This is a genomic window from uncultured Tateyamaria sp. (genome assembly GCF_947503045.1).
Lineage (GTDB): Bacteria > Pseudomonadota > Alphaproteobacteria > Rhodobacterales > Rhodobacteraceae > Tateyamaria.
In genome coordinates, this window is the sequence record NZ_CANNCF010000011.1 from 1 (window position 1) to 22,752 (window position 22,752).

Annotated in this window: 27 protein-coding genes; 12 read left to right on the forward strand and 15 right to left on the reverse strand. The window is 55.9% G+C overall.

The window, feature by feature from the left end:
* Both Q1A89_RS22400 and Q1A89_RS22405 read right to left on the reverse strand, forming a co-directional pair.
* Positions 1-453 (reverse strand): NAD(P)H-binding protein (locus Q1A89_RS22400; protein WP_299733809.1); only part of this gene is annotated, 453 nt, incomplete at its 3' end.
* Positions 454-475: 22 nt separating this feature from the next.
* Positions 476-1,120, reverse strand: coding sequence for a DsbA family protein (locus tag Q1A89_RS22405; RefSeq protein ID WP_299733811.1), 645 nt, complete (start codon positions 1,118-1,120; stop codon positions 476-478).
* A gap of 211 nt (positions 1,121-1,331) precedes the next feature.
* Here Q1A89_RS22405 and Q1A89_RS22410 point away from each other — a divergent pair, with 211 nt between their 5' ends.
* Together Q1A89_RS22410 and Q1A89_RS23565 are read left to right on the forward strand one after the other, a co-directional pair.
* Positions 1,332-2,222, forward strand: coding sequence for a LysR family transcriptional regulator (locus Q1A89_RS22410; RefSeq protein WP_299733813.1), 891 nt, complete (start codon positions 1,332-1,334; stop codon positions 2,220-2,222).
* Positions 2,223-2,411: 189 nt separating this feature from the next.
* Positions 2,412-2,672, forward strand: coding sequence for a 2Fe-2S iron-sulfur cluster-binding protein (locus Q1A89_RS23565; RefSeq protein ID WP_366524524.1), 261 nt, complete (start codon positions 2,412-2,414; stop codon positions 2,670-2,672).
* A 9-nt stretch (positions 2,673-2,681) separates the two neighbouring features.
* On the opposite strand, the gene Q1A89_RS22415 is transcribed toward Q1A89_RS23565, so the two are convergent.
* Positions 2,682-3,584, reverse strand: coding sequence for a LysR family transcriptional regulator (locus Q1A89_RS22415; protein WP_299733815.1), 903 nt, complete (start codon positions 3,582-3,584; stop codon positions 2,682-2,684).
* Between the two features lie 100 nt (positions 3,585-3,684).
* Between Q1A89_RS22415 and Q1A89_RS22420 the strand changes: the two genes are divergently transcribed.
* The 8 genes from Q1A89_RS22420 to Q1A89_RS22455 all read left to right on the forward strand — a co-directional run bounded on the left by Q1A89_RS22420 (position 3,685) and on the right by Q1A89_RS22455 (position 8,510).
* A complete protein-coding gene (locus Q1A89_RS22420; protein ID WP_299733817.1) occupies positions 3,685-3,993 on the forward strand; it encodes a hypothetical protein in 309 nt (102 codons plus the stop codon).
* Positions 3,994-3,997: 4 nt separating this feature from the next.
* Complete coding sequence (locus Q1A89_RS22425) at positions 3,998-4,384, forward strand: DUF4440 domain-containing protein (protein WP_299733819.1); 387 nt, start codon at positions 3,998-4,000, stop codon at positions 4,382-4,384.
* Positions 4,385-4,450: 66 nt separating this feature from the next.
* Positions 4,451-4,885 (forward strand): hypothetical protein, encoded by a 435-nt coding sequence (locus Q1A89_RS22430; protein ID WP_299733821.1) that lies wholly within the window; start codon positions 4,451-4,453, stop codon positions 4,883-4,885.
* A 46-nt stretch (positions 4,886-4,931) separates the two neighbouring features.
* Complete coding sequence (locus Q1A89_RS22435) at positions 4,932-5,318, forward strand: nuclear transport factor 2 family protein (protein WP_299733822.1); 387 nt, start codon at positions 4,932-4,934, stop codon at positions 5,316-5,318.
* A 23-nt stretch (positions 5,319-5,341) separates the two neighbouring features.
* Positions 5,342-6,286, forward strand: a complete 945-nt coding sequence (locus Q1A89_RS22440; RefSeq protein WP_299733824.1) for a pyridoxamine 5'-phosphate oxidase family protein — start codon at positions 5,342-5,344, stop codon at positions 6,284-6,286.
* 4 nt (positions 6,287-6,290) lie between these two features.
* Positions 6,291-7,181, forward strand: a complete 891-nt coding sequence (locus Q1A89_RS22445) for an NmrA family NAD(P)-binding protein (protein WP_299733826.1) — start codon at positions 6,291-6,293, stop codon at positions 7,179-7,181.
* 10 nt (positions 7,182-7,191) lie between these two features.
* Positions 7,192-7,815 carry a glutathione S-transferase family protein gene (locus tag Q1A89_RS22450; RefSeq protein ID WP_299506064.1) on the forward strand — a complete coding sequence of 208 codons (624 nt, stop codon included), beginning with the start codon at positions 7,192-7,194 and terminating at the stop codon, positions 7,813-7,815.
* 26 nt (positions 7,816-7,841) lie between these two features.
* Positions 7,842-8,510, forward strand: a complete 669-nt coding sequence (locus Q1A89_RS22455; protein WP_299733828.1) for a DsbA family protein — start codon at positions 7,842-7,844, stop codon at positions 8,508-8,510.
* A gap of 212 nt (positions 8,511-8,722) precedes the next feature.
* Here the strand turns inward: Q1A89_RS22455 and Q1A89_RS22460 are convergent, their stop codons facing one another.
* The 3 genes from Q1A89_RS22460 to Q1A89_RS22470 all read right to left on the reverse strand — a co-directional run bounded on the left by Q1A89_RS22460 (position 8,723) and on the right by Q1A89_RS22470 (position 10,202).
* Entirely contained in the window at positions 8,723-9,160 is a 438-nt protein-coding gene (locus Q1A89_RS22460) for a nuclear transport factor 2 family protein (RefSeq protein ID WP_299733830.1), read from the reverse strand.
* 67 nt (positions 9,161-9,227) lie between these two features.
* On the reverse strand, positions 9,228-9,629 hold the full coding sequence (locus Q1A89_RS22465) for a hypothetical protein (RefSeq protein ID WP_299506070.1): 402 nt from the start codon (positions 9,627-9,629) through the stop codon (positions 9,228-9,230).
* Between the two features lie 39 nt (positions 9,630-9,668).
* A complete protein-coding gene (locus Q1A89_RS22470; RefSeq protein WP_299733832.1) occupies positions 9,669-10,202 on the reverse strand; it encodes a peroxiredoxin-like family protein in 534 nt (177 codons plus the stop codon).
* Between the two features lie 70 nt (positions 10,203-10,272).
* On the opposite strand from Q1A89_RS22470, the gene Q1A89_RS22475 reads away from it, so the two are divergent.
* Positions 10,273-10,881, forward strand: a complete 609-nt coding sequence (locus Q1A89_RS22475) for a TetR/AcrR family transcriptional regulator (protein WP_299733834.1) — start codon at positions 10,273-10,275, stop codon at positions 10,879-10,881.
* Between the two features lie 160 nt (positions 10,882-11,041).
* Here the strand turns inward: Q1A89_RS22475 and Q1A89_RS22480 are convergent, their stop codons facing one another.
* Genes Q1A89_RS22480 through Q1A89_RS22495 form a run of 4 tightly spaced genes read right to left on the reverse strand, consistent with a single transcriptional unit; the run spans position 11,042 to position 16,539 of the window.
* Positions 11,042-13,423 (reverse strand): 1-deoxy-D-xylulose-5-phosphate synthase N-terminal domain-containing protein, encoded by a 2,382-nt coding sequence (locus Q1A89_RS22480; protein WP_299733836.1) that lies wholly within the window; start codon positions 13,421-13,423, stop codon positions 11,042-11,044.
* Positions 13,424-13,444: 21 nt separating this feature from the next.
* A complete protein-coding gene (locus tag Q1A89_RS22485; protein WP_299733839.1) occupies positions 13,445-13,996 on the reverse strand; it encodes an OsmC family protein in 552 nt (183 codons plus the stop codon).
* Positions 13,996-15,312, reverse strand: coding sequence for a PLP-dependent aspartate aminotransferase family protein (locus tag Q1A89_RS22490; RefSeq protein WP_299733841.1), 1,317 nt, complete (start codon positions 15,310-15,312; stop codon positions 13,996-13,998). Before Q1A89_RS22490 ends, Q1A89_RS22485 begins: the two co-directional genes overlap by 1 nt.
* 21 nt (positions 15,313-15,333) lie before the next feature.
* Entirely contained in the window at positions 15,334-16,539 is a 1,206-nt protein-coding gene (locus tag Q1A89_RS22495; RefSeq protein ID WP_299733843.1) for a methionine gamma-lyase, read from the reverse strand.
* Positions 16,540-16,632: 93 nt separating this feature from the next.
* Between Q1A89_RS22495 and Q1A89_RS22500 the strand changes: the two genes are divergently transcribed.
* A complete protein-coding gene (locus Q1A89_RS22500) occupies positions 16,633-17,112 on the forward strand; it encodes an Lrp/AsnC family transcriptional regulator (protein ID WP_299733845.1) in 480 nt (159 codons plus the stop codon).
* On the opposite strand, the gene Q1A89_RS22505 is transcribed toward Q1A89_RS22500, so the two are convergent.
* The 5 genes from Q1A89_RS22505 to Q1A89_RS22525 are packed head-to-tail and all read right to left on the reverse strand — an operon-like array spanning position 17,109 to position 22,743.
* Positions 17,109-17,798: a TetR/AcrR family transcriptional regulator gene (locus Q1A89_RS22505; RefSeq protein WP_299733847.1), complete on the reverse strand. Its 690-nt coding sequence runs from the start codon at positions 17,796-17,798 to the stop codon at positions 17,109-17,111. The genes Q1A89_RS22500 and Q1A89_RS22505 overlap by 4 nt on opposite strands.
* A gap of 22 nt (positions 17,799-17,820) precedes the next feature.
* The gene (locus Q1A89_RS22510; protein ID WP_299733849.1) at positions 17,821-18,429 is read right to left on the reverse strand and encodes a hypothetical protein; all 609 of its coding nucleotides are present in this window, start codon (positions 18,427-18,429) and stop codon (positions 17,821-17,823) included.
* Positions 18,422-21,214 (reverse strand): 2Fe-2S iron-sulfur cluster-binding protein, encoded by a 2,793-nt coding sequence (locus Q1A89_RS22515; RefSeq protein ID WP_366524525.1) that lies wholly within the window; start codon positions 21,212-21,214, stop codon positions 18,422-18,424. Before Q1A89_RS22515 ends, Q1A89_RS22510 begins: the two co-directional genes overlap by 8 nt.
* On the reverse strand, positions 21,211-21,477 hold the full coding sequence (locus Q1A89_RS22520; RefSeq protein ID WP_299210647.1) for a sarcosine oxidase subunit delta: 267 nt from the start codon (positions 21,475-21,477) through the stop codon (positions 21,211-21,213). The genes Q1A89_RS22515 and Q1A89_RS22520 overlap by 4 nt, the downstream gene beginning before the upstream one ends.
* Positions 21,478-21,489: 12 nt before the next feature.
* A complete protein-coding gene (locus Q1A89_RS22525; protein WP_299733851.1) occupies positions 21,490-22,743 on the reverse strand; it encodes a sarcosine oxidase subunit beta family protein in 1,254 nt (417 codons plus the stop codon).
* Positions 22,744-22,752: the final 9 nt, after the last annotated feature.

The window sequence follows — 22,752 nt, forward strand, 5'->3', positions numbered from 1 at the left end:
GTTCTCCAGATACACGGCCGATTGCAGGACAATGGACGGAATGCCAGACCCCAACACGGCGGTCATGCCCTGGGTCGTTCCGTCAACGATGGCAGATGAGGGGAAGCGATCACCAGACGGCCCGCCCGTGACGTAGACCAGCAGGGGCAGGTTGACCTTGTGCGCTGCGGCGAAGAACGCAGCTGCCCAGTTCTGGCTGTCATCTGGCCCGCTTGGCATCGGGAAATGCAGGAAGGCTGCATCCACGCCGCGCAGCGCCTCAGCCACGGCATCTTCGTCGGAAAGGTCAGCCGCCACGGCAACGGCGTTTGGATGAAGTGCCGCGATCTTGGCGGCATCGCGTGCCACAGCCCGGACAGTGTGCCCTTTGGACAGGGCCTCTTTTACGACAGGGGCACCTTGGGCACCGGTCGCTCCAAAGATGGCAACGGTTTTGGGAGTTGTAGATGTCATGTCACGCTCCTTTCGAGCAGGATTAAAGTGTCGAGAGTTCAAATGGATCAGCGGGAACAGCCTCAGGACGACCGTAGAAGGCCTGGTGGTCGACTTTGGATACGTGGTCGCCACTGATCTTCAGCACTGTGGGCACACCACGTGATCCGACGGCAGCCATCAGCGATTGTGCGCGCTCGGAAAGGGCCGCGGCTTCTGCCTCGAGTTCAGGGGTTCCAAGGCGTTCAGCCTGTTCTGGTGAAACACCTTCTGCAATCAGGGCATCGACGATGGATTGCCGGTCGGCCGAGGACATGCCTTCACCGAAGTGAAGGGTTTCGAGACGATGGCGCAGCGCAAATTCCTTTTCCGGACCCTGATCATGTACCAGGGCTGCTGCTTGTGCTGACAGTCCGGATTCAAGGATTTCAGTCTCAGAGCGCGCGATGTTGTCTTTGAAAGCGTCCGAAAAAACCTGTCCGGTAAGGGCTTCGACATGCGGCGTCGTTTGGAGGATTTGAGCCCCTTTACCGTCGCTCATCTTCGGCGCGTAAGGTGCTTGGAACAGGTGGCGGTGCAGAACCTCGACCTCTGCATCTGTATCTATGAGGGCATCGAATACTGGAGCGGCACCATAGCACCAGCCGCAAAATGTGTCATAGATTACAACCAGTTTTTCGTTAGACATGATGTTCTCCAATTTGCTTTGGATAAGAGGTAGCGTCCCCTATCGGTCAGTAAAAGAGAGAATAACTAGACGCACTGTATGCTTTTAGCTTACAATGTAGTGGCACACCGAACTGTCCACGTAGCTTGGTATGTTTGCAGAATTTTTGAAGCCAAAGTGCCAGTTGATACCGGCCAGTTTCGGTAATCTATCAGCCTGAAACAGGACGAACATGGGAAAACGCCTCAACTTCAATCGCTTGGCACACTTCATCGCGACTGTGGAAGCAGGCACCATCACCGGTGCCGCTGCCGCTCTGGGGATAAGCAAGGCAGTTGTCAGCAAACAATTGCAGCTTCTGGAAGAGGATGTTGGTACGCCGCTATTGTTGCGCAACACCCGCCATCTTCAGCCGACGGACGCGGGGCGTGTTTTCTACGAAGACGCAAAATCGGCCCTTACCCAAGCCAACAATGCCTATGAACGGATTCAGGATCGTGACAAGACGCCAAAGGGCGTTTTACGAATAACTGCACCTGTTGATTTCGGCGTGTCTTATGTCGCGCCATTTGTGGCGCGGTTTCAGGACACCTATCCAGAGGTGACGATAGATCTTCATCTGACAGACGGACTCGTCGACATCATAGAAGATCGGTACGATCTTGCGTTCCGCATCGGATGGCTGTCGGATTCTAGTAATCTCGCACGCAAGCTATTAGATTTCGAGGTGATTGCTATCTGCTCTCCCAGCACCGAGCGGCGCTTGAACGTGAAGAACCCAGACGATCTAGCAACAGCTCCATTTGTTCGCAGCACCGCATTTCCTGAAAACACAGAATGGGTCTTTGAAAAGAATGGTCGACGGCAAGTTCTTTCAACCCATACGGTATCCACGATGAACATCACACTTGCGATGCGCACCTACGTGGCTGCGGGGTTTTGCTACACGCTCTTACCTGATTTCTTGCTAAAGGAAGATTTGAAAGAGGGTCGTTTGAAGCAGCTACTACCGGATTGGTCATCGCGCGCCGGAGGCGTCTACACGGTCACGCCACCCAGCCGAGTCCGGTCCAATGCATTGCAACGGTTTTTGGACATGGCACACAAGGATATCAGAAAATAGAAAGGGCGGTGTGTCATTTATTGCTGTCGGTTCTTCTCTATATTCTCTGTTTATTGGGCACACGCCACGCAGTATCTCTTCGATGGCAAATAAGCGTCTTCAGGTGACAACCGGCGGTCAGTGCTCTTCTTGTGCGTTCAGAGCCCGTCGAAATTGTCATCTCAGAACCCGGTTCGCTCTTTGCTGTGGATGCCGGAGAAAAGCAACCTATTGGATTTTGCTGAATTCCATGGACTTGCGCCAAATCTTGTATGTCGACGTGGAAGTCCAGGGGCATGTTCAGTCAAGTCGCGGAGCGGAAAGGTCGACTATCCGACGAAGCCAGATTTTGAGCTTTCCGAGGACCGGGCTTTGATCTGCTGCACAGTCCCACTTCGAGACTTGACTTGTGGCGATGGTGTTGGCGTGTCGGTCGACCAGAGTGCATGCAGGTTAGGTTCTGCGAAATGACATCACCACTCACTGAACATGTGACCCTTCTTTGGCCAGGTCCAAAAACGCGCGAAGGCGACGGGTCATGTGTTTCTTGCTTCGATAGTTGATCGAATATCTAGGGAAGGGGGCCAGGTTATTTGCAAGAACTTCAACCATATCCTCGTTGGCAAGATAGGGAGCTGCGATTTCCGCGTAAGCATAGGCCAGTCCGAGGCCGTGCGCGGCATAATGCAACAGTGATCGCATATCATTTGCGACCAACCTGGGTTTTGGTTGGATTACATACCCGCCATTTGGCCCTTTGAAACTCCATGGTGCAAGCTGGCCACTGCGACCAAAGACATAACAGATAGTGTCGTGGTTCAAGATATCGCGCGGCTCTTTTGGCATGCCTTTTCGCTCGATGTAGCCGCGTGTCGCGACAATAGACATGTTCAACTCCGGTCCAACTTGAACCGCATGGGTGTCCGGTTCCAGCAGCGTGTTAGAGCGGATCGTTGCGTCAATCCCGGACGTTAACAAATCCACTTTTTGATCATCGTAGATCAGTTCGACATCAACCGCCGGATAGGTCGCGGCAAACCGGGCGATCAATTCATCCAGGAAGAAAGGGCCGGCACTGTAAGGCGCAGATAGGCGTAAGACGCCCGAGACGTCGTCTTTCTGATCATCAATATCGCTGACCGCGCCTTCCAACTCGGTCACTGCTGGCAAGCTGCGTTCATAAAACTGTTCACCAATCGCTGTTAGGGCGACGGACCTTGTAGAGCGTTCGAACAGCCGTACGCCCAAGCGTTCTTCAAAACGTTGTATCGCTTCACTCACGGATGCTGGTGCTTGTTGCAGATGTTCAGCGGCGGCGCGGAAGCCGCCGCGGCGCGCGACTTCAACGAAGACCCTAATATCGCCAAAATGGTTACGATTCATTGTTCGATTTTTCGATCACAGTGTAAGGAAATAGATGTATTATCCTTACGATAGCAGTGCGTTACATTGTAAGCAAGCGAACAATTCACAGGAGCTAACGATGGCGGAAATTACTGAAATCTTCATTCTGAAAATGAAGGAGGGTGCCGAAGTCGATGCGATCCGCGAAGCGGCACGGGACGACTTCGTTGCTCTGGAAGGCGTCACATCCTGGGAAACTCTGGTCACGACCGACCGCACTCGTCAGACCCTGTACGCTGACATTTTCACCTTCCCTGACCACGACACGGCCAAGCGTGTGACACCTCAATTTGCAGAACGGCCAGCGACAAAAGCATTCCTTGGCCAAATCGAAGAAATGGTCGTTGGCCAGTTCTTCACAGCCCATCAACCCAAAACATCGGAGTAAGATCATGACTGAACACGAAGAAATCCAAGCCGCAATCGACGAATGGAACAATGGCCTAGACAATGGGGATATCGAACGGATGATCCGGTCGTGTCATCCAGACGTTATGACAGTGAATGAAGGCCAGCCTGTAACGATTGGCACCCAGGCGATCCGCGACAAATACAACCCACGCATCGCCGCAGCCGAAATCACGTCCGGCTACGACATCGAAGACCTGCAAGTGTACGGTGACACAGCGATCGTGTCCGGCCGCTTCTACGGCACCATGAAAATGCGCGACACCGGCGACGTCAAAAATCCTGAGGGCCGTTTGGTCCTTGGCTACAAGCGCGATGAAGCGGGCGCGTGGAAGATGTTCCTCGACATCGACAATAACGGTCCCGTGTAAGGCACCCCTTGGTCGCGCTGTTCAAGCGCGACCAAACCCATCAGACCCATAACTAGGAGTTGGACAATGGCTACTTTGGAGATTGTCAGGAAAGAAATCGTCGATCTGCATGATTTCTTCACAGAATGGTTCAATGGCACGGCAGATCGTGACCAGCTTGAACCGCGCTTCCTGTCGCGCCTGCACGAGGACGTGCAATTCATTCCCCCTGAAGGGCAGGTCATGAGTGGTGCATTCCTCAAAGAAGGGATCGCACGCGGCTACGGAACCAATGCGGATTTCCGGAGTAAAATCCGGGACGTCAATATTCGCTATGAACGCGGTGACCTTGTGCTGGCGACTTACACCGAATGGCAGACCGGATCCAAAGTTTCCGCGGAAGCCAACAACGCGCGCATCACGACAGTTCTAGTGGAAATGACCGACCCTCTGACCTGGCTACATATTCAGGAAACCTGGTTGCCTGACGCGGTGCGCGATGCCGGGATGCCCTCCCTCTGACAGCTGCATGCCCCCTCACTTCAAATCCACATCCAGAGGACGCCCAGTGACGCAACGCATTGCCCATCAACCCCGCGAGATTGCCAATTGCGTCGGTGCTTATCTGCAAGAAGGTGATCTGGAGGGCATCACCTCGCTGTTCCATCCCGACTGCAAGATTTTCTTCCTTCCCGATCAACCTCCCAGCATGGGGCTAGCCGGTGTGCACTCGGTATTCGAAGACTTCATGGACCTTAGACCTGAGATCAAAAGCGATGTGTTCAGCGAAGTCATCATCGGTGACATCGCCTTACTCCGTGCCAATTGGAGCGTCGTCGCACCGGACGGCACAGTCATGGCGGAAGGCCAATCGACGGAAGTGGCCAAGAGGCTGGAAAACGGCGGCTGGGGCTATCTGATCGATTGCCCGAACGGCCCGCCAAACCTCGCGTAACCCCTCACCGAACGGAGCCTCTCATGACACTTCAGCATTTCCACGAAGGCGAATTGCGTTTGCAGGAGCAAACCGGCGACCGCGAGAAAATTGCGGTGATGACCCGGCACCTGATGAATGACTTCATGCCGGATCAGCATCGGGCGTTCTTTGAGGGGCTTGAATATATCTTTCTGGGCACGGTGGATGCAAAGGGATTGCCCCATGCGTCTATCGTGACCGGCCCTGCTGGGTTTGCGTCCTCGCCGGACCCGAAAACGCTGTTGATCAAAACGGGCGACCGTGCCGGAACACCTGCATTCGATGCGCTGGATTTGGGGCAGGCGGTCGGCGTTGTGGGGCTGGATCTGTCCAATCGGCGGCGCAACCGCATGCATGGCAAGGTAACGGCCATAGACGATGGCTCGGTCACGATTACCGTGGTGCAAAGCTATGGCAATTGCCCCAAGTACATCAGCCTGCGCGAGATTTCAGAGCGGGAGCTTCCAACTGCCGGAGGCAAGATCGAAACGCGCGATAGGCTCAATGCAGACGATACGACCCTCATCAAAGCGGCGGATACGTTCTGGATCGCGTCCTACGTGCAGGATGGATCAGACGCCCCCTATGAAGGGGTCGACGTCAATCATCGCGGCGGACAGCCGGGCTTTGTCTCGGTGGATGGCCCGTCGCAGATCACCATACCCGACTACCGGGGCAACAACCTGTTCAACACCTTCGGCAACCTACTTTTGAACCCTGATGCGGGGGTGCTGTTTATCGATTTTGAAACCGGTGACCAGCTGCATCTGCACGGTAAGGCCTCGCTGATCGAAGACGCTGACGAGGTTGCCCAAACCTCCGGTGCTCTGCGCCTATTACGTATCCAAATCAGCGGTGTTCGCCGCACCGCCAAAGCCACACCGCTTCGGTGGTCCTTGGCTGAGCACTCTCCTGTCAATCCAGACCTTGCTCCAGAAAAGGAATGATCTCATGACCCTTAGAATTCTTGCATATGGCGCCAACGGTGCGCAGATGGCGGCCGGAACGCAGGCGCTGGTCGATGCCGGGCATGACGTGCGTGTCTTCACACGCTCCGAGGCCGGAGCTGAGCGGTGGAGAGCCGCTGGTGTCGAAGCCATTATTGGAGACATGGCGGATCAGGACGGGCTGATTGCCGCGAGTGATAAGCGCGATGCGCTATTTCTTCATGTGCCGCTGATCACTAATCCTGATGATGACCGGAATGCCTATGGGTTGAATGCGCTCAGCGCCGCCCGGACAACGGGCGTCAAGAAAATCGTCTGGAACACAGGCGGTCCGATCATGGACCCCGCTTCGACGACTGATCCAGGAGCTGTGTTGCTACGGGCATTGCAGGAGGACGGGTTTTCGTTCCTTGGCCTGACCCCGGTCACTTACATGGAAAACCTGCTTGGTCCTTGGACCACCGCCGGTCTTGCGCAAGGCAAATTGCTTTATCCAACGCCGGCCACTTTCAAGATGCAGTGGGGCGCTGCGGCCGATTTCGGGCGGGTGGCAGACAAGGCTCTTCAGGGCGAGCTGCCCAATGAGGTGCTGACACTTGGCGGCCCTCAGGCCCTTGATGGCGACGATCTGGCCCGGATTATGGGGGATACGCTTGGCACCGAGCTGGCATTTGAAACGATGCCCGCATCTGAATTTGAAACACATCTGGCCAAGATGGGGAGCCCTCAAGTCGCCAGTATGATCGCGGGCATGTACGGCGGCATTCAGGCCAATCCCGATCAGTTCCAGCCGGGCTTTGTGACCGATGCCGGCGCCATCGAGAACCGCTTCAACATCAAACTGACATCCTTCTCTCAATGGGTGTCGGATCACTCCACAGCTTTCAAATCCTAAGGATAAAGACATGAAACTTTATGATCATCCCGTCTCCGGTCACGCACATCGAGCAAGCGCTATGCTAGCGCTTCTGGGCTTGGACTATGAAAATGTCATCGTTGACCTGCAAAGTGGGGCGCACAAACAGCCAGAGTATTTGAGGCTCAATCCGCTCGGGCAAGTGCCCACGCTTCAAGACGGCGATGTGGTCTTGCGCGATTCAACTGCCATCCTGACCTATCTTGCGCTGCAATATGATCCTGCCCGTTCCTGGCTTCCCAATGATCCCGAGCTTGCGGGTAAGGTTCAGGAATGGCTGGCGACGAGCGTGAAGGAGGTTTTTGAGGGACCATGCGGTGCTCGGCTCTCCAAGTTCTTGGGTGTCCCAATTGACTACGATCAAGCTGTCGAGAAAACTCACGCGCTGCTGAAAACGCTTTTTGAACCGCATTTGGCAGAAAACAATTGGCTCGTAGGCACAGCGCCGACGATCGCGGATGTAGCCAACTACGGATACATCGCCGCCGTTGAAGAGGCCGGGGTCTCGCTTGCGGACTATCCGAATGTACAGGCCTGGATTGCCCGGCTTGAATCGTTGAACGGTTTTCCAAAAATCAAGTCCGTAGCCGAAGTCATGGGCGGCAGGGCCTGAGCATTCAAAAACAAGAGGATAGCCTCATGAAAAAGACCAAACTTATCTATGGTCATGACACGCTCTGCGGATGGTGCTTTGGGTTTACCCCGACGCTTGATGCATTTGCCGCAGCTCATCCTGACATCGAAATCGATGTCATCCCAGGTGGTCTGGTCAAAGGTGAGCGGGTCGGCAGCTACGCTGACATGGCAGATTATATTGCCCAAGCTGAGGTCAAAATGACAGGAGTGACTGGCCGCGCTATCGGTCAGCCGTTCCGGGACATGTTGCAGCAAGCAGATGCGCCGCTGAGCATTTCTGCGCCGCCAAGTCTTGCGATCCTGCAGATGAAAAAACTGGCACCGGATCGGGCGCTTGAGTTTGCGCATATCTTGCAGGATGCACATTTTCTTGAGGGAAAAGACGTCAATCTCGCGGTAACTTACGATGACATCTGCGCCGCCCACGGGTTCCCGGCGCTCGATACTGACGCGATTGCCGGCGCCACAGAGGACACCCCGGATGTTGCCGCCAGTTATGCGCAATCAGCTGAATTGGGGATCCAAGCATACCCAACGATCCTTGTGCTTGATGAAAAAGATAGGGTCGTGGGGCAGATTGATTCAATTTACGAGATCGATCCATTTACCGAGCGCTTCAACGAGATCGTAAATACGAAGGCATCAGAAGAAATTCGGGCTCTTTTGACTTAGTTTAGCTCAGCGACAAACCGAATACTGGCTTAGTGTCAATTTATCGCGCGATCGAAGCGAAATTATGGAGCCACGCGCAACCATTCACATGGAAGCGAGGGGCTTCAAACCCTAAATAGTCTGCTTGAGCGTTCGTTTGAGTCGTTTCTTCCAAGCGCTGCTATGGAATTTGATGGATGAGCCAGGCCTTTCAGGCTGGCTCATCCGATCGGTTACTGTTGTGCGTGTTGGTGCCACATGTCGGTGACGATTTCCCAGCCGTCATCCTCTGGTTCCAGGACGAAAAGATACGTACCCGTAGCGTCCATGCCCTGACTTTCGATCACGGCGTCAACCGAGCCGATCATAACCGCCAGCGTTGCATCCTCAGACACAAAAAGGTGGTCAATCGTATGGGTAACGTTTCCCTTGTTCGCGGTGACGAATTCAAAGAGCTGCCTCGGCCCCTCAAGTCCTTGCGTTACAGGTGCGCCTTGTGCAATCCAGAGCGTGTCATCGGCGTAAAGCTCAATCAGACCTTCAGCGTCGTGGGCAGCGGCCGCCTCGTTGAAACGATCATTGACGGCGTTCAGGTTTGAGGCGGCATCTTCATCGGCAAGTGCAATCGATGTGGTCATAGCCAAAAAGGCTAAAGGTAGAAGAGTTTTCATGTGCAATTTCCTATTTATGAAAGTGGAGAATCCGACTCCCTCGTGGACATTTTGAGAGGGGAGGCGGTTAGGCATCATCGTTTCGGGTCATGATGACTTCGCGAATGATCTGCCAGCGGCCATCTTCAAGCACGAAGTCGATGCTCAACGTCAGCAGTTGCTTGCGATTTGTGACGTTGTTCTTGCGGCTGATCAGGATATGCCCACGCGTGTCATCAGCCTCAACAAGGTGATATTCCGCCCAGGGGTTCGGGTCTCCCATCTGGGCCATGGCGCCTTTTACGTGCTCCATGAAGCCAAGTTTGTCATTCTGCATCAGAACGCCACCATCCGCTAAGAGGTAGGTGCGCATGTCGCGGTGGTAGATGCGATCCAGCACATCAAATGAATGCCCTGAAACGCCACCGATGAGGTCGTCGAGTGTCGCCTTCACGGCTGCAACATTTGCATGATCAGGTGTCATGGTCATTGAAGGTATCCTTTCGGGGATTGTTGGGACGGCGGTGTTTTAGGCGTATGTACCGTTTGCTGGAAACGCCTCGGTCATCCCACGCATGAACCGGAGGCCGCTGACCACGGATGGCAATTGAGGGCGCAGGAAAGGGGCGTTTGAAACATCGACCATGCGCAACTCGCGGTCCTCGTTCACCACGAACAGACCCGGTTCAGCAAATGGACCCTCCACATTAATGCCATGGCGCGGGCTGGAGATATAAAGGCCAATCGCCTGCATCTGGTCGATTGTCAGGCCATAGGCGACTGGGTAACTCGGGGAGACTTCAGCAATCTGACTGGTGGCCCGTTCCTTGCTGTCTGAAGAGACAGCTACAGCTTCGATACGCATTTCTTTTAGCGATTGGACGGTCTCGTCCAATTCGCGCAAATAGCGAGTGCAGATCGGACAATGCTTGCCGCGGTAGACGATAATTAATTGCCAATCGTATCCGTCGCTCGCTTCACCCAACCGAATGTTGCCGCCGCCGAGTGAGGGAACTTCGATAACCGGAAATACCTTACCGGGTGCGGGCTTTTTGGATGACATGAATGGACTCCTTGACTTATCTATCAATCGATACATAAATAAAGCGCAACGGCAGTCAAGGACTTTTATTTTGAACGATACAAAAAAATTAGGCAGGCCACGTACATTTGACGAAGCTGAAGCGCTGATGGCGGCGATGAACGCTTTTTGGACAAAAGGGTATGCCGCAACTTCCATGAAAGACCTGACCGCCGCGATGAAAATCAGCGGGCCAAGCATATACGCGGCATTTGGCGACAAGCGCGAGCTCTACCTCAAGACCATCGACCGCTACGCCGATGTCGATGGCTGTGCACCGATCGTTGCCTTTGAGGGCGCGGCATCGATTGAGGATGCCGTCCGTGGCTTTCTGACATCCGTTGTTTCACATTCTACCCAGCAAGAGGGTGCCCCGCGCGGTTGTTTTTTGGCATCCTGCGTGGCCACAACAGTGGGTGAGGTCGAAGGCGTAGCGGAGCGCATGGAGAAGGCTATTCGCGAAACGGACACTCGGCTTGCCGCAAGGTTCGACAAAGAGAAATCACTTGGCAATTTGCCAAAGGACTTTCCATCGCAGGATCGCGCTCGACTGCTCCATGACATGCGCCAGGGGCACGTGCATCGTAGCCGCGCGGGTTGGACCGCAGAACGCCTACTCGATGATCTTGAAGATCGCGTTCGAATGGTTCTGATGATCTGAAATCACAGCGGCAGTAAACACCAAGGCTTAGTGGGCACAAGTGCGCCTCATGCAAGCACCTTGCTTCAGGTGGTCAAGTGCAAGGTGCACCATTAGAAAGTGACCATGCTTGGCGCAGCGCTCCTTTCATTTAGTCCACCATGCAATGATGTGGGCGCGCTCAAACAGCCGCAGAAATCTGGATATGCCGACCGTCCGTCAATCCTTGCACTTTCTCCACGATAGACGCGGCATCGATCCCGTGATGTTTGTAGAGATCGCCGATTGTCCCGGTTTGACCAAAGTGCTCCACACCCAGTGAAATGGTCTGATGACCGGCCACTCCACCTAGCCAAGCCAGCGTCGCAGGATGGCCATCAATCGCCGAGACGATCTTGCAGTGAGGGGGCAGGTCTCCCATAAGTGTTTCGATATGTGACTTTGCCCGGTCGTTGCCCCGTGACCGCGCGCGTTGCGCGGCCGTCCAACCCGCATTCAATCTGTCCGCTGACGTAACAGCCAGGACGCCAATGTCGCGTCGTCCTTCGCCGATCATGCCCGCCGCCTTGATCGCTTCAGAGGCCACTGCACCCTGATAGGCGATCACAACATCGCAGTTTGGTCCCGGCTTGCGCAGCCAGTAGGCCCCATCGATGGCACCTTGCCGAAAGGCGTCGTCGTGACGCTTGCCAGGCTGCTCAATCGGGTTTGTCGTCAGACGTAGATAGATGCTCCCTCCGGTCTCATCCCTGAGCCATGTACGCTCATCGGGATCGCCCTCACCGTCGCGCTGCATATAGTCAAAGGCCCATTCCATGATCACGGCCAGCTCATCGGCAAAGGCCGGCTCAAAGCTCGCCAATCCATCCTGGCTCATCCCGGTCAGGGGTGTTCCGATGGACTGGTGCGCACCGCCTTCGGGCGCAAGCGTCACACCCGAGGGCGTGCCGACGATCATGAACCGCGCGTCCTGGTAACAGGCATAGTTCAGAGCATCGAGGCCACGATGTACGAAGGGATCGTAGACCGTACCGATCGGCAAAAGACGCTTGCCAAAGAGAGAATGCGACAGGCCCGCAGCCCCCAAAAGCAGGAACAGGTTCATCTCGGCGATGCCAAGCTCGATATGCTGTCCGTCCGGTGTGAAGGCCCATTTCGCCGTGGAAGGGATGCGGTGTTCGATAAAGGCATCCGCCTGTTCTGCGCGCGCAAAAAGCTTGCGACGATTGACCCAGGACGCCAATCCTGTAGTGCCCGTCACATCCGGCGATGTGGTCACGATCCGTGCGGCCAAATCGCTGTCGCCCTTGGACAGATCATCAAGGATCTTTCCGAAGGCAGCCTGAGTGGAGATTTCACGGTCGCTGCTGAAGTCGATTGCAGGAACGGCAACCTTGGCATCGCTGAAGCGGCGCGGACCGCTGGCGAAAAAGGGGACATCTTTGAGGAAGACCTCTATGGCCGCGATATCTTTGACACCTGCGAGGCGATCCCATTCCTGACCCTCTGCCACACCCATATGCTTTTGCCATTCCGCAAACTGGGTCTTGTTCATTAAGCCGCCATGGTTGTCTTTGTGCCCTGCAATGGGCGTGCCCCAGCCCTTGATCGTATAGGCCAGAAAGCATGTCGGGCGGTCGTGGTCGATGGCATCGAAGGTGTCGGCCATCGTGGAGACGCAGTTGCCACCAAGGTTTTCCATCAGCGCGGCCAATTCGTCATCGCTGCTCCGGTCGATCAGCGCTGTGACATCGCCCTGATCGCCCAAATCGTCCATGAGCCGCTTGCGCCAGACAGCACCACCCATGAAGGTCAGAGCCGAGTATTCCTGATTGGGGCAGGCATCAATCCAGTCGCGCAGCTTATCGCCGCCCGGTTCTTCGAAAGCCGCGCGTTGCAAAGCGCCGTGTTTGACGCGCACCACGTCCCAGCCGAAGGCATCAAAGATCTTCTCGACACGTTCGAACAAGCCTTCACGAACAATCCCGTCCAGCGACTGGCGGTTGTAATCGATGATCCACCAGGTGTTGCGCAGATCGTTCTTCCAGCCCTCTTGTAGGGCTTCATAGATATTGCCCTCGTCCAGCTCGGCATCCCCGACCAAGGCGACCATGCGCCCCATTGGCGCACCTTTGCCCCAATCCTTGGCCGCGATGTAATCCTGAATGATCGACGCGAAGGAGGTGATGGCCACCCCTAAACCGACCGATCCGGTCGAGAAATCCACATCGTCGATATCCTTGGTGCGCGAGGGGTAGCTTTGCACACCACCCAAACCCCGGAAGTTCTCCATTTTCTCGCGGGTCTGGTTGCCCATCAGGTATTGCGCGGCGTGAAACACGGGGGAGGCATGGGGTTTGACAGCCACACGGTCTTCCGGGCGCAGGGCCGAGAAATAGAGCGCCGTCATGATCGACACCATGGACGCGGACGAGGCTTGATGCCCGCCGATCTTGATCCCGTCCACCTTGGGGCGGATATGGTTCGCGTGGTGGATCATCCAATGCGAATGCCACAGCAACAATTGCTCGACGGTTTTCAAATGGGTGCGCGAAACGGTCATGGTGGGGCTCCCGGTAGGATCTTAGTCTTCGATCTGGTTCACAACGATGTCCCCTGACAAAGACACAGGGTTGATGATCGTCTGCGCATTCGGGCTGTGTTTGATGGCCTTCTTATGTAGCTCTTCGAACTGCTCGGGCGTGCCGTCGCCGGTCACATGGATCGTGTAACGGATTTCCGGGAAGCCAACCGGTGCGTTGGTGCCAAGTCCCATGAAACCACGCAAGTCCAGCGTGCCATCGAAGTCGATTTTGACGGATTCAAGTTGGATGCCTTCTGCCGTGGCCCCCGCGACAAAGGCCACCATCATGCACGAGCCAAGACCCGAGAGCAGCAATTCCTGCGGGTTCGGCCCATGGTTGTTGCCCATCAATTGGCGCGGCTCGTCCGCCTTCCAGACAAAGGACCGGCTGACCTTATGGGGGCCGACAAGCATCGGCTTGGTAGACGTGCGTGCACGCGTACCGCTTTCCCAATCGACCTCGATACCATAGCTCATCAGACCTTCTTCGGGATTGCCTGCGACTTCGTTGACGAACTCACTGAGGGCGGCGGTGGGGATGGAGTTGCGCATTATGCGGCCCCTTTCATGGTGGAAATGGCGTTAAGAGCCTGATCGAAGTCAGCGATCAGGTCGGCGGGGTCTTCGATACCAACAGAGAGACGGACACAGCCAGGGTGAATGCCAATGTCAGCACGTTGGCGGCTGGTCATTGTCGCCTGTGAGGAGTTAAAGGGCAGGCTGATCAGGCTTTCGATGCCCCCAAGGCTCGTGGCCTGTTTTGGCAGGTGCAGCTTATCCATAAGCGCAAGAGCTGCCTGATCGCCCCCTTTCACAAAGAAAGTCACATTGCCCGTCCCCATCTTCATCAGCTCTTTGGCGCGCGCGTGATCGGGGTGACTGGGCAGCATGGGATAGAGCACGTTTTCAACGGCCGGATGCGTTTCTAGGAACTCCGCCAGGGCGGTTGCCGAGGCTTCATGGGCCTTCATACGGATATCGAGAGTCTTGAGCCCGCGCTCCAACAAGAAGCAAGCATGAGGGTCCAGTGAGCCGCCATAGTTGAGCAGTCTTGGCCAAATCATGTCGACCAATTTGCGGGGGCCGCACACAACACCGGCGATGAGATCGGAGTGGCCGTTAAGGTACTTGGAGGCAGAATGCACAACAAGATCGACGCCCATCTCCAACGGCTTCATCACCGGGGGAGGGGCAAAGGTGCTGTCCACGATCAGGCGCAAGTTATGCCGTTTTGCGATATCCACCAGTGCGGGGATATCGACCACTTTGAGCACCGGATTGGTGATCACCTCGAAATAGAGGATCTGGGTATTCGGCTGGATGGCCGCTTCGATTGCTTCGAGGTCATAGCTGTCGACCATGGTTGCCGACATCCCCAGCGACGGAAATTCCTGATTGAAGAGGTTATAGGTGCCGCCGTAAAGGTCGCTTGCCGCCACCACATGTGCGCCTTTATCGACCATGGCCATCACCGCAGCCGTGATCGCCGCCATACCGGAACTGAAGACAATTGCGCTTTCCGCGCCCTCGAGCGTCGCCAGCTTTTCCTGCACCGCCCATTGGGACGGGTTGCCATAGCGGGTGTAGATGAAGCGGTCGCGACCGAACCCTTCTTCAATCGACCCATAGGTTTCTTCGTGCAGAATGAAGGTCGATGTTTGGTAGATCGGCGTACCGACAGCACCCGTGCGCGGATCGTCATGAGTGCCTGCGTGGACAGCCTTGGTCGACATGCCCATCTTACCCATGGGATGTGCGTCCAGGAACGGACCGGATTGGCGGGACCGGTCCAGCTCGTTGATCCAGCGCCCGGTCTGGCGTTTCGCAGGTTGGCTCGAAGCGTCGCCGTAAAGTCGTTTCTCGGTCATAGGGTCCTCCGCACGTAAGCGTTATTCGGCAGCAATAGCGTTGTGTTGCGACAACGCCGTCATCAGGTCGTCAATCAGATCGTCCGCAGTTTCGAGACCCACAGAGAGGCGTACTAATCCTTCGGCGATGCCGTGTTCGGCACGCTCTTCTGGCGTGTACGTGGAATGGGTCATGGATGCGGGGTGCTGGATCAGGCTTTCAGCATCCCCGAGGCTCACAGCGCGTTGGATGAGTTTGAGGCGGTTCATCATCGCGATGCCGCCAGCCTTGCCGCCGATCACTTCAAACGGGATCATCCCACCGAAATCTGACATCTGCCGACGCGCAAGGTCGGCCTGTGGGAAGCTATCAAGACCGGGGTAGTGCACGCGCTCCACGGCCGGATGCTCTTCCAGCATTTGCGCGATGCGCCTGGCCGATTGGCAGTGCCGGTCCACCCGCAGCTCGAGCGTCTTCAAACCGCGCAGGACCAGCATGGCCGTCAGAGGCGCCATAACCGCGCCGGTCATATCCTTCAGCCCGATGAGCCGGACCTGTTTCATATCTTCGGTAGACCCCACAACGAGGCCTGCCACCAGGTCACCATGGCCGCCAAGGTATTTGGTCGCTGAGTGCAGAACGATGTCCGCGCCATGTTCCAGCGGTCGCGTGAGGACAGGCGTCGCATAGGTGTTGTCGACAACCACCTTCGCACCCTTCTCATGGGCGATCCGGGAAATTGCGGCGATGTCTACGAGGCGGTTGTTGGGATTTGCAGGGGTCTCGAAGTAAACGATTTTAGTGCGGTCTGTGATTGCACTTTCCAGGTTGGCAGGGTCGGTCAGATCAACTGGCGTGACGGTCACACCAAACCTTGGCAGCCCGTGAGTCAGAAACGCGAAGGTACACCCATAGAGCGTCTTATCGATGATGACTTCGTCGCCAGCGGCAACGAACGTCCAGAATACCGAACTGATCGCACCCATACCCGACGCGGTGGCCAGACCTGCCTCTGCACCTTCAAGATTTGCGATACGCTGCTCCAACTGGTCGAGCGTCGGGTTTGAGATGCGGCTGTAAAAGTGCCCTGCCTGCTCCCCTGCGAACATTGCCCCGCCAGCCTCGGCAGTCTCAAACGTGAACGTCGATGTCATATAGACCGGTGGGTTGAGAGATCCTTGATGCGCTGCGGCATCATACCCATGATGGATCGCCCGCGTCGAAAAGCCCGTCCTGTCCGTTTGCATGATCTATCCTCCTGACACGTCAGGCATATTAGGATGGATCAAAAGGCATTAGGTTGTTATATTAGCCCCAAAGAATAGTGATATTAGCATTTTATGCCAAAAGAAGTCAAAATTGACGCTACGGATCGCAAGATCATTCGCGCTCTTCAAAAGAATGGGCGCATCACGAATCTCGATCTTGCCGAGAACGTCAACTTGTCCCCGTCACCTTGCCTGCGACGGCTACGCAACCTTGAGCAGAATGGTGTCATCAAAGGCTACAGCATCGATGTCGACGCGAAGGCCTACGGGTTTCCAATCATGGTGTTTGTCCGGGTCACATTGAACGCGCACACTGGCGAGACAGTTCAACTTTTCGAGGCAGAAGTCTGTAAGATCCCCGAAGTTCTCGAGTGCTTTGTGATGACCGGGGCGGCTGACTATTTCCTTCGTGTGGTGGTTGAAGATCTCGAGGATTACGAGCGGTTTGTGCGCCAGCGCCTGCACGAGATAGGCTGTATCAATTCAATCGATACAAGCTTTGTCTATGGCGTGGTCAAACAGACTCACGTCTTTCCGGACCTGCAAAGCTAGCTGACCCCGGCGTGGCGGCGGCGCGCGATCCGATCTGCGAGGCTCTCGCGCCGCGGAAATTCAACAAGAGCCGCTTTGATCGCTTCGGGCGTTTCAAGATCACGAAGCCAGGCGTCCCCGGCGATGATTTCGGCGTAGTGGGGGATTTGAAGGAGACGCTTGTCCGGGTCTTCATCAACACGCATCGCATAATAACCAATCTGGTGAAAATACATGGTGCGCGCGCGGACAATGGCAGACATCGGATCATGTCCAAAACCTTCGAACACCCATTGATAAAGCGATATGCGCTTGTGATCGACATATTTCATAGTGCGCGCCGCGAGTTTTGAGGTTTTCCCCCATTCTCGAATTGCAACATCCAGCGGTGCATCGAATTGTGGGCTCAATACCCAGACATATGCGAGCGCAAGATACTGCGCTTTGGGGCATTCTGCGGCTTCTTCCAGTGCCTCGACAAACGGATGCACATTTGTGGCCAGCCAGTCCTTGAGCAGTGCGCGGTAAAGGGCATCACGGTTCTTGAAGTGCCAATAGAAGCTGCCCGGGGTCACGCCAAGTTTCTTTGCAAGAGGTTCAACCTTGACCGCCGATATCCCACGCTTGATCAGGACGGCGCGCGAAGAATCGATCCAATCCTGAGCCGAGATTGTGCCGGATTTTGGTGCTCTTTTTCTGGCGTTCACCTGAAGTCCCTGTCCTTTTCCGTTAACTTACTTCTTTGCAGGTCAATTTAGCGCCGTCCATGTCCTTTGCCATCTCACCTATATCTCCTTGATCGGCCCAAACACTGGCCAGACTGTCGATCTGACGCTCCAGCATGTTCCATACCGCATCGGCAAGCGCGCTTCGAACATGCATCCGAAACACGTCCACATCTCCGTACCGATAGAGAAGGATGCCAAAACCATGCCAGAGCCGGGAAACGGAGGCCGACGCGTGATCACCATTAAATTCGGTTCCAGTTGCAACCAGCTGTTCGACTCTGGCCCCGGTCATTTCGATCACAGAATAGGCCGACGTCATGTCCGACACCGCAACGTTGTGCTCAGAATGCCAGCCATCGGCAATGTCAGGGGCATTGATCATAACAATACGATCACGTCTTTGACGCAGAGCGTAAGTGTCGCCACTGGCAAAGTCGGTGCCGCCGCCAACAGCTGTTTCAAGTCCACTCAGAGTCAGGCAGTCTTCGAAGTTACCGCTGATGACAGTTTGTCTGGCCAAAGAAACCTGGCGCATAGAGACTGTATCACGAACCAGGTTTGGGCGTTCGGATTCCACGGTGACAGGCCATTTGTTACGATCATCACGCATCAATCCGTGCTCCCTCTGGATCAAAGGCGCAGGAGGCCGCGATCTTGGCACTTCGTGCCTGGCCCAAGTGCCAAAGATCGACTGGTTCTCCCATCGCATGTTCACCACCCTCCACAAGGGCAAGCGCAATTGGCCGACCCAATGTTGGGCTGTAGTGACTGGTGGTGACATAGCCGAGAGAGCGGCGTTTGCCGTCTTTGTTGCGCACTATGTGGGCACCAATAGGGAGCATTGGCTCACCATCCTTGACGATAAGTCCGACAAGCTGTTTGCGAGCTTCACTGTTGGCTTTTTCGGAATGTAGGCTCCTGTCGCCGACGAAGGCCGCGGATTTCTTGAGACGTGGTGCCCCAAAGCCCAGATCGTGCGGCATGGTTTCGCCATCAGTATCCTTACCCACGAGGATGTAACCTTTTTCAGCACGCAGAACCGTCAGGGCTTCTGCCCCAACCGGGCCTGCGCCGTGTTTCTTTCCAATTTCCAAGGTCTTACGCCAAAGCGTCGCCGCAAAGTCGTTGCGAACCGAGATCTCAAAACTCGTGTCGCCCGTAAAGCTGACCCTGGCGACACGGGCTTCTTCGCCTTCAAAGTCCCCAAACCTGAGCGACATATGTGGAAAGTCGCGCAAGTTCTCGAGCACGCCGAGCTCTGCAACGATGTCTGACGCCTTTGGACCTGCGATTGTCACTGTGGACCAGTTCACTGTCGTGTCGTGGATATGGACGCGCTTGGGATCAAAGGAATCCTGCCGCCAATGCTCAAGATGTGCCATGACCGCGTCTGCGTGCGAAGACGAGCAGGAAATAATGAAGCGCGTATCGTCGACACAGGCCATCACCCCATCGTCAAAGACCAACCCGGACTCGCTCAGCATGAAGCCGTAGCGGATACGCCCAGGTTTGAGGTTGGACATGGTGTTGTAGTAGACGAAATTGACGAAGTCTCGTGCATCCGGGCCGATCACCTCGATGGCACCCAGAGCCGAACTATCCATAATCGCGGCGGCCTCGCGCGCAATCTTGCATTCTCTCACAACTGCTGTCTTTTCGTCATCACCGCCATACCAGGCCGGCCGCAGCCATCCGCCATATTCCCCCATCGCAGCGTCAAGCGCGCGGTGCTCTGGCTCAAGCGCAAGGCGTTTCAGCGGGGCCATCTGCCGGTCACGTTTCGTTCCGCGAAAAGCTTCAAGCGGAACCGGGACAAAGGGCGGACGGAAGGTCGTTGTGCCAACTTCAGGGATGCTTTGCCCTTTGAGTTCGGCCATAGCTGACAGGCCTGCGATATTCGACGTCTTGCCCTGATCACCGGCCATTCCAAGTGTCGTGTACCGTTTCAGGTGCTCGACCGAGACCATATTTTCGCGGTGTGCAAGTGCCACGTCTTTGAGCGTGACATCGTGTTGGAAGTCGATCCACTGCCGACCCTTATTGGCCAAATCGGGTCTAAGGGGCGTGACTTTGTAGATTGACCGCGGCGGTGCAGGGGCCTTCAGCGCCACAGCTGTTGCCTCTTGAACGGCAACGTCAAAATCAAACGTACCAGCAGCTGCGCCAATCACGCGCATCCAGTCCGGGCCTGCTGATGGAATAAAGGTTTGCCGGTCCTCGTCCCATGCAAGCTTGCCGCCGGCATGGCGCCAGAGGTGAACAAGCGGGGTCTGTCCTGCGGAGGCCAAGACTGTGTCGCAGCTGATGCTCTTCCCACCGACAACGAGGCCCGTGATGGACTTCGTGCCGATCGCTTGGATGTGCGGCGTAGCGGCTTCCACTATATCTATGGAAGCGCCCGCCGCCGCCAATTGCTCCAGGTTAGTCGACACATCCGGACGGTTGGTCAGAAAGGCGATCTTCTCTCCCACCCGAACCCCATAACGCGCGAGGTATTCGGTGCCCGCATCAACGGACATGATACCGGGGCGATCATTGTTCACAAAGGTAACCGGACGATCAATGGCACCGGTTGCGATGATGACGTGATCGGCTCGCATTTTGCGCAAGATGGGTGCTGTGCCCAACCCGCGATCTGTGACCAGCGAGATCATGCGGTGATCGTACACACCGATTGCAGTGGTATCGGTCAGGATGTGACCGCCTGCAGATTGTATGGCAGCGGTTTGTTCCGCGACCCAATCCGAGGCGTTCAAGCCTCTGGCATGGGCCATGCTGAAGAGACTGCCCCCCAGTTCCGCGTGATCATCGACCAGCGTAACCGACTTGCCCGCTTCGGCGGCCACGCGCGCTGCCGTCAAACCGGCAGGCCCCCCTCCGACAATAAGCGTATCGCAATGCTCGTGCAGGATTGCGGATTGGAATTGGTCCGACACTTCTTTTTCGAGCGTTCCGAGACCGGCCATCTTTCGGATCATTGGCTCAAACAGGTGCCAGTCGGGCCACATGAACATCTTGTAGTAGAACCCGGCCGGCAGGAACCGGTGTGCCAGGTCTAGAACGCCTTTCACGTCTCGCTCTGCCGACGGCCAGGCATTGATCGAGCGGACCTCCATGCCCTCGGCCAGAGCCGTCGTCGTGGCCTGACAATTGGGATATGAAATCCCATCCAACGCGATATCGACAATCGCATTGGGATCATCTGACCAGGCCCCCCAGACGCTGCGTGGTCTGTGATACTTGAAGCTGCGCGCGAAGACACGGATACCAGTGGCCAACAAAGCGGACGCGACCGTGTCACCCTTAAACCCACTATAGGCCTTGCCATCAAACGTGAACTTGATGGGTTTGCTTGGGTCGATCAGACCTGCGTCTTTGATCCGCATTCCGCTCATGCCGCATCCTCGTTCAAAGCTTCAGTCGATAGGACTTCCATCGAGACTGTGTCCCGCGTCATGACAAAGTATTCCTGGCAGGTTGTATGCACCCAGATTTCGCGGGATGGACCCTTGGCATTGGTGCAGTAATACAGATACGTCGTCCAATCGGCGTCGCTGATCTCTTTGGTCGTGTCCGGTCGGGTTTTCCCGGCTTCACCGGCGAAGTGAAACTCTCGCTCGTCGCGCAATCCGCAAAAGGGGCAGGGGAACTGCTGCATTCAATACTATCCTCAATGGGCAATGCCAGAACCAGCGGCCTCATCGATGAGGTGACCGGTGTTAAACCGACCCGGATCAAAGGGTCGGCTGATGTCGTGATGCGCGCCATTGGCAAGCAAATGAGCGAAGAGGTATCCGCCCGCCGGAATGGCCTTGAACCCGCCCGTGCCCCATCCACAATTGATATAGATCCCCTCAGTCCCGGACGGCCCGATTAATGGGGAGCTGTCAGGGCTCACATCGACAATGCCTGCCCAATGCCGGAGCAGTTTGACCTTTGCGAGGGCAGGGGCCATGTCGATGATCCCGGCCAGGACCGTTTCCTGGGTCGGGGTGTTGCCACGCTGCCCATAGGACGGCACCCGGTCCAAACCGCCACCGATTACCAGCCCACCTTTGTCGGATTGGCTGAAATAGCTGCCGGTCATCGGAGAGAAGGCCACCGTGTCCATGAAGGGTTTGATCGCTTCAGTCACAAAAGCCTGCAAAGCATAGGAATGCAGTGGCAATTTGTAGCCACCCATTTCGGCAAGTACGGATGAATGACCCGCAGTCGCGACTCCGACGCTGCCAGATCGGATCAGGCCTTGAGATGTCTCGACGCCCTTACAAACACCGCCTTCGATCAAAAACCCGGTCACTTCGCAGTTCTGAATGATGTCGACACCAAGCCGGTCCGCCGCGCGCGCATAGCCCCAGGCCACAGCGTCATGACGTCCGGTGCCGCCACGTCCCTGGAAAATCGCTCCATGGATCGGATAGCGTGCATCGTCCCGGAAATTCAGGACGGGTGCTTTCTTCTGGACTTCTTTGCCGTCCAGAAGTTCGGCATCTGCGCCACCCAGTTGCATGGCATTGACCGTACGCGCGGCCAATTCCATTTCTGCATCGGAATGGGCCAGCACCATCATGCCGCGTTGAGAGAACATCACATTGTAATTGATGTCGCGCGACAGGCCTTCATAGAGCCGCACCGAAAGATCATACAGCGCCGTGCTTTCAGGGTAGAAATAGTTGGAGCGGATAACGGTCGTGTTTCGCCCGGTATTGCCCCCGCCAAGCCAGCCTTTTTCGATCACGGCGACATTGGTCACGCCGTGGTTCTTTGCCAGATAATAGGCCGTGGCCAACCCGTGGCCCCCGCCGCCGACTATGACGACATCATAGGTGTCTTTGGGTGCCGGGCTCCGCCAAAGCGGGGCCCAGCCTGTATGTCCTTTGAGACCTTCTCGAAGGAGTGAGAGAGCAGAATAGTGCCGCGTCATATATGCCGC

Excerpts from the sequence above, each read along its gene's own strand:
- Q1A89_RS22510 (WP_299733849.1), bottom strand. The coding sequence starts at position 18,429 with ATGCGTGATGATCGTAACAAATGGCCTGTCACCGTGGAATCCGAACGC.
- Q1A89_RS22465 (WP_299506070.1), bottom strand. The coding sequence starts at position 9,629 with ATGACCATGACACCTGATCATGCAAATGTTGCAGCCGTGAAGGCGACA.
- Q1A89_RS22420 (WP_299733817.1), top strand. The coding sequence starts at position 3,685 with ATGGCGGAAATTACTGAAATCTTCATTCTGAAAATGAAGGAGGGTGCC.
- Q1A89_RS22430 (WP_299733821.1), top strand. The coding sequence starts at position 4,451 with ATGGCTACTTTGGAGATTGTCAGGAAAGAAATCGTCGATCTGCATGAT.
- Q1A89_RS22445 (WP_299733826.1), top strand. The coding sequence starts at position 6,291 with ATGACCCTTAGAATTCTTGCATATGGCGCCAACGGTGCGCAGATGGCG.
- Q1A89_RS22425 (WP_299733819.1), top strand. The coding sequence starts at position 3,998 with ATGACTGAACACGAAGAAATCCAAGCCGCAATCGACGAATGGAACAAT.
- Q1A89_RS22455 (WP_299733828.1), top strand. The coding sequence starts at position 7,842 with ATGAAAAAGACCAAACTTATCTATGGTCATGACACGCTCTGCGGATGG.
- Q1A89_RS22515 (WP_366524525.1), bottom strand. The coding sequence starts at position 21,214 with ATGAGCGGAATGCGGATCAAAGACGCAGGTCTGATCGACCCAAGCAAA.
- Q1A89_RS22485 (WP_299733839.1), bottom strand. The coding sequence starts at position 13,996 with ATGCGCAACTCCATCCCCACCGCCGCCCTCAGTGAGTTCGTCAACGAA.
- Q1A89_RS22520 (WP_299210647.1), bottom strand. The coding sequence starts at position 21,477 with ATGCAGCAGTTCCCCTGCCCCTTTTGCGGATTGCGCGACGAGCGAGAG.
- Q1A89_RS22410 (WP_299733813.1), top strand. The coding sequence starts at position 1,332 with ATGGGAAAACGCCTCAACTTCAATCGCTTGGCACACTTCATCGCGACT.
- Q1A89_RS22500 (WP_299733845.1), top strand. The coding sequence starts at position 16,633 with ATGCCAAAAGAAGTCAAAATTGACGCTACGGATCGCAAGATCATTCGC.
- Q1A89_RS23565 (WP_366524524.1), top strand. The coding sequence starts at position 2,412 with ATGCCGGAGAAAAGCAACCTATTGGATTTTGCTGAATTCCATGGACTT.
- Q1A89_RS22470 (WP_299733832.1), bottom strand. The coding sequence starts at position 10,202 with ATGTCATCCAAAAAGCCCGCACCCGGTAAGGTATTTCCGGTTATCGAA.
- Q1A89_RS22440 (WP_299733824.1), top strand. The coding sequence starts at position 5,342 with ATGACACTTCAGCATTTCCACGAAGGCGAATTGCGTTTGCAGGAGCAA.
- Q1A89_RS22490 (WP_299733841.1), bottom strand. The coding sequence starts at position 15,312 with ATGACCGAGAAACGACTTTACGGCGACGCTTCGAGCCAACCTGCGAAA.
- Q1A89_RS22415 (WP_299733815.1), bottom strand. The coding sequence starts at position 3,584 with ATGAATCGTAACCATTTTGGCGATATTAGGGTCTTCGTTGAAGTCGCG.
- Q1A89_RS22480 (WP_299733836.1), bottom strand. The coding sequence starts at position 13,423 with ATGACCGTTTCGCGCACCCATTTGAAAACCGTCGAGCAATTGTTGCTG.
- Q1A89_RS22450 (WP_299506064.1), top strand. The coding sequence starts at position 7,192 with ATGAAACTTTATGATCATCCCGTCTCCGGTCACGCACATCGAGCAAGC.
- Q1A89_RS22525 (WP_299733851.1), bottom strand. The coding sequence starts at position 22,743 with ATGACGCGGCACTATTCTGCTCTCTCACTCCTTCGAGAAGGTCTCAAA.
- Q1A89_RS22405 (WP_299733811.1), bottom strand. The coding sequence starts at position 1,120 with ATGTCTAACGAAAAACTGGTTGTAATCTATGACACATTTTGCGGCTGG.
- Q1A89_RS22460 (WP_299733830.1), bottom strand. The coding sequence starts at position 9,160 with ATGAAAACTCTTCTACCTTTAGCCTTTTTGGCTATGACCACATCGATT.
- Q1A89_RS22495 (WP_299733843.1), bottom strand. The coding sequence starts at position 16,539 with ATGCAAACGGACAGGACGGGCTTTTCGACGCGGGCGATCCATCATGGG.